The organism is Nitrosophilus sp., assembly GCF_982775275.1.
Genome location: NZ_CEXZHP010000060.1, coordinates 1 through 5,029, shown reverse-complemented (window position 1 = coordinate 5,029; position 5,029 = coordinate 1). Strand labels below are relative to the sequence as shown.

The 5,029-nt window shown below is 34.5% G+C and carries 4 protein-coding genes; all 4 read left to right on the top strand.

Annotation, left to right across the window (positions count from 1 at the left end):
* Positions 1 to 712 (top strand): 1-aminocyclopropane-1-carboxylate deaminase/D-cysteine desulfhydrase (locus AC30RD_RS04325; RefSeq protein ID WP_489493046.1); only part of this gene is annotated, 712 nt, incomplete at its 5' end.
* A 19-nt stretch (positions 713 to 731) separates the two neighbouring features.
* Positions 732 to 2,024, top strand: a complete 1,293-nt coding sequence (gene hisD / locus AC30RD_RS04320; protein ID WP_489493045.1) for a histidinol dehydrogenase — start codon at positions 732 to 734, stop codon at positions 2,022 to 2,024.
* Positions 2,025 to 2,085: 61 nt separating this feature from the next.
* Entirely contained in the window at positions 2,086 to 3,717 is a 1,632-nt protein-coding gene (locus AC30RD_RS04315) for an inorganic phosphate transporter (RefSeq protein ID WP_489493044.1), read from the top strand.
* On the top strand, positions 3,717 to 4,946 hold the full coding sequence (locus tag AC30RD_RS04310) for an SPL family radical SAM protein (RefSeq protein WP_489493043.1): 1,230 nt from the start codon (positions 3,717 to 3,719) through the stop codon (positions 4,944 to 4,946). Before AC30RD_RS04315 ends, AC30RD_RS04310 begins: the two co-directional genes overlap by 1 nt.
* Positions 4,947 to 5,029: the final 83 nt, after the last annotated feature.

Genomic DNA, 5,029 nt, shown 5'->3' with positions numbered 1-5,029 from the left:
AAAATTAAAAGGTTGGGAGTTTGAATATTACGCACGTATAAATGAAAAACTTTTAGAAAAACCTGTTGGAAATTTGAAGTCTGCATTGGAAAATGGAATGAAATTAAAAGATATAAGGAATTTGGAATTAGGAATTGGGAATTGGGATAAAAATTTATTTAGTAATTGTGAAATTTTAGATGATATATTGATAATTCCAGAAGGGGGAAGATGTAAGGAAGCAGAATTTGGCATAAAACTTTTAGCAAATGAAATAATTGAGTGGGCAAAAGAGAAAAAGATAAAAAAATTAAATATTTTTTTACCTTCAGGTACTGGAACTACAGCTTTATATTTAAAAAAGAATCTTTCTAATGTCCAATGTCTAATGTCTAATGTCTATACTTCTCCCTGCGTAGGCGATAGTAAATATTTAAAAGAGCAGTTTTTAAACCTTGAGAGAGATGAAAATTTTCACCCGATTATTATTGAGCCGCCCAAAAAGTATAAATTTGGAAAAATTTATAAAGAACTTTTTGATATCTGGCAAAAATTAAAATTTCAAACCGGTATAGAGTTTGATTTATTATATGATCCGATAGGCTTTATTACTATTTTTTCTAATATCCAAAATTTTATCTCTAATGATTTTTTATATATCCATCAAGGAGGAGTTAAAGGTAATGAGACGATGTTAAAAAGATACAAGGCAAAGTTTGGTAAAATTATATAAAATTTTTTGAAGGCCTAATATGAAAATAATCTATACGACTCAAAAGGATTTTAAAGAGGAGTTTCAAAAGATTTTAAATAGGGCGCAAACAGATAGTCAAAATGTTACGCCGATAGTTTTAAATCTTTTAAACGAAATAAAAATAGAAAAAGATAAAGCCCTTTTTAGACATATAGCTAAATTTGACAGATGGGAACCAAAAAGCGGTGAAGATCTAAGAATCGATCCAGATCTTATGAAAAAAGCTTACGATAATCTTGATAATAAATTAAAAGCTGCCCTTCATTTAGCCTATGATCGTATAAAATCTTATCACCAAAAGCAACTTCCTAAAAGCTGGTTGGACTTTGAAGAAAACGGAACCATTTTAGGTCAAAAGGTAACTCCCGTAGATAGAGCCGGACTTTATATACCTGGAGGAAAAGCGGCATATCCAAGTTCTCTTTTGATGAACGCCATTCCGGCGATTGTCGCTGGAGTAAAAGAGATTATTGTTACTACGCCCACTCCAAACAATGAGCCAAACGACCTACTTTTGGCCGCTTGCTATTTATGCGAAATAGAAAAAGTTTATAAGGTTGGAGGCGCAAGCGCGATCGGTGCATTGGCCTATGGAACAGAGACGATCGAAAAAGTGGATGTTATAACGGGACCTGGAAATATTTATGTTGCAACCGCCAAAAAACTTGTTTACGGAGAAGTAAATATAGATATGATAGCAGGTCCCAGCGAGATAGGAATAATTGCCGATGAGAGCGCAAATCCAAAATATGTAGCAATCGATCTTTTAAGTCAAGCAGAGCATGATGAAATGGCAAGTTCCATTCTTATTACAACATCAAAAGATTTGGCAAAAGAGGTAGATAGAGAGGTTGAAAATTTCTTAAAAACGTTAAAAAGAAAAGAGATAGCAAAAAAATCGATAAAAGAAAGAGGAGCTATAATCGTCGCTGAATGTATGAAAGAGTCTATCGACTTGATGAATAAAATAGCTCCGGAACATCTTGAAATCATGACAAAAAATCCTTTTGAACAGTTGCCAAAAATTAAGCATGCCGGAGCAATATTTTTGGGAGAGTATACCCCTGAGCCCATAGGCGATTATATAGCTGGTCCAAACCATACCCTTCCTACTGGAAATACGGCACGTTTTTACAGTCCATTAAATGTTGAACATTTTATGAAGAAAAGTTCTATTATTTCATTTAGTTGTCAAGCTATTCAAGATATCGGAGAAGCCGCGATAATGCTAGCAAAAACGGAAGGGCTTGAAGCTCACGCAAAATCTGTAGAAATTAGGGAGAAAAAGTAGTTGTAACTATTTTGTAATTTAACTAAATTATAATCTACTAAATTCAAAAAAAGGGAGCGCTTTGGAACTAAAATATTATCCTGAAGTCAAAAGAGCAAGAAAATTTGATATAAAAGATGCCGCAAGAGTCGCCATCGCTTTTGTTTTTATTTTAGGGGTTATGTGGTATGCCAGCGTATACTCAAGCGGGATAGAAAATAGAACACTTCTTATAATAGCGGCTATCTTTGGCGGTTATATGGCTATGAATATAGGCGCAAACGACGTTGCTAACAATGTGGGTCCGGCTGTTGGAAGTGGAGCGATAACTTTGATGGGTGCTATCATAATAGCTGCGGTTTTTGAAGCCGCGGGAGCTTTGATAGCCGGAGGAGACGTTGTTGGAACCATTAAAAAGGGTATAATTGATCCAAAGCTTATCGCCGATACCACAACCTTTATATGGATAATGCTGGCGGCTCTTTTAGCCGGAGCTATATGGCTAAATCTCGCAACCGCTATGGGTGCTCCGGTATCTACCACCCATTCAATCGTGGGAGGAGTGATGGGTGCTGGGATTGCCGCTGCGGGATTTAACATAGTCTCTTGGTCTACTATGGGAAAAATAGCGGCTTCTTGGGTAATATCACCTATTTTAGGCGGTTTGATCGCCGCTGGGTTTTTATATGTTATTAAAAAAAATGTGATCTTTCAAGAAAACAAAATAGAGGCCGCAAAAAAGTGGGTTCCCATATATATCGCTATTATGAGCTGGGCTTTTTCTAGCTATTTGATAGTAAAAGGAATAAAACATCTAATAAAAGTTCCCCTTCCTTTAGCTATTGTTATAGGTTTAATAATCGCAGTTTTGATCTATTTTTTCCTAAAACCTATGATAGCGAAAAAAGCCGATAGTTTAAAAAACGACAGAGAATCTATAAATCTTCTTTTTACCATCCCATTGATTTTTAGTGCTGCTCTTCTTAGTTTTGCTCACGGAGCTAATGACGTTGCAAACGCCGTGGGACCTTTAGCCGGTATAAATGATGCGATTATGAGTGGTGAATTTGGCAAAAAAGCTCCTATACCTTTATGGGTGATGTTAGTTGGAGCTATTGGTATCTCCATAGGTCTTGCCCTATATGGTCCAAAACTTATAAAAAAAGTAGGTAGCGAAATAACCGAACTAGATCAGATTAGAGCTTTTTGTATAGCCCTTGCCGCTGCGATAACGGTTATAATAGCCTCGGCTCTTGGACTTCCCGTTAGTTCAACTCATATAGCCGTTGGAGGCGTATTTGGAGTGGGATTTTTAAGGGAGTATCTTTTAAGATTGGAAGAGAGAGAAAAAAAGACTCAAGAGGAGCTAATCGAAGAGTTTAAAGAGGCTCATTTGGAAAAAGAGATGGAAAAGCTTCAAGAGTATGAAAGGGCACTGGAGTCTTTAGGCGATCTTAAAAAAGCCGATCCTTTTGTGGTAAAAGCTTTGATAGAAAAGATAAATAGGGAAAAGGCGGTTATCGCAAAACTTGTTGATGGAGAGATAAAACTTACCAAAATAGAGAAAAAAGCCCTAAAAGCCGTTAGAAAATATGAACTTGTAAAAAGAAGTGCCTTAAAAATGATAGTTGCGGCTTGGATTATTACCGTTCCTGCCGCAGCGATACTTTCTGCTATGTTTTATTTTATGATAAGGGGGATTTTGCTTCCTTGATGTATGATTTTGATGCGAAAGTTAAAAATACTCTTTTTTACAATTTGCCAAAAAATCAGCAAGATTTTTTGGCAAAAAAGGCTTCAAACTACAAATTTACCGCTCAAGAGTTAAAGCAATTCATAGATATTGCTATAGATCTTAATATGTGGCAAGAGAGTTCCATTGAACAACTTATGGAAAAAAATAGACATCCAAATAAAAAAGAGCTTCTAAAAAGGGTAAAAAAAGATTATGAAAATATAAAAAAAGAGATTAAAAGTTATGAAAATTTTGAGATAGATAAAGAAAAAACCCATAAAATAAAATTTACCCAAATTGATAAAAAGCTTGGATTTGGAATGTGTCCCGTTGCAAGCGAAAAAACAAGATGTTGCAATCTTTGGACGCTGGATATGGTGGAAAGCTGCGGATATGACTGTAGTTACTGTTCAATTCAGAGCTTTTATAACGAAGATACTATAACTTTTAATACGAATCTAAAAGAAAAACTTCTATCCTTAAAACTTGATAAAAACGAGATATATCATATAGGAACAGGACAAAGCAGCGATAGTTTAATGTGGGGAAATAGAGGGGGAGTATTGGATGCTCTTTTTGAATTTGCGAAAAAAAATCCAAACATTATACTTGAGCTAAAAACAAAAAGCGATAACGTCCACTATCTTTTAAAAAACGATTACCCTCCAAATATAATAACCACATGGAGTTTAAATCCTCAAATAATCATTCAAAAAGAAGAGAGACTAACAGCGCCCTTAAAAGATAGACTAAAAGCGGCTAAAAAGATTCACGATAAAAATAGATTGGTAGGTTTTCATTTTCATCCGATGATCTATTATAAAGGCTGGAGAGAAGATTATAGAGAGATTTTTGAATATCTTTTGCAAAATTTTGATCCTCAAAAAGTGGCCCTTGTCTCTTTTGGAACTTTAACTTTTATAAAACCGGTTATAAAAAAATTAAGAGAGAGAAACTTTAAATCAAAAATATTGCAAATGCCCCTTGTTGATGCGGCAGGAAAACTTTCATACCCTTATGAGATGAAAAAAGAGATGTTTAAATTTGCGTATGAGAGTTTAAAACCGTGGCATAATAGGGTATATTTTTATATGTGTATGGAAGATAAGAATTTATGGCGGGAGGTTTTTGGTTTTGAGTATCCTACAAACGAGAGTTTTGAACTTGATATGAAATATAACTATTTTAAAAAAATCTCCTCTTTGTAAACTTTTTTCACAACTTTGTCATAAATATTTAGTAAAATCTTCTCTATATTTTCTTTCTAAATGACTTTTTTAAAACAAAAATG

Coding starts and splice junctions, on each gene's coding strand:
- AC30RD_RS04310 (WP_489493043.1), top strand. CDS start 3,717: ATGTATGATTTTGATGCGAAAGTTAAAAATACTCTTTTTTACAATTTG.
- hisD (WP_489493045.1), top strand. CDS start 732: ATGAAAATAATCTATACGACTCAAAAGGATTTTAAAGAGGAGTTTCAA.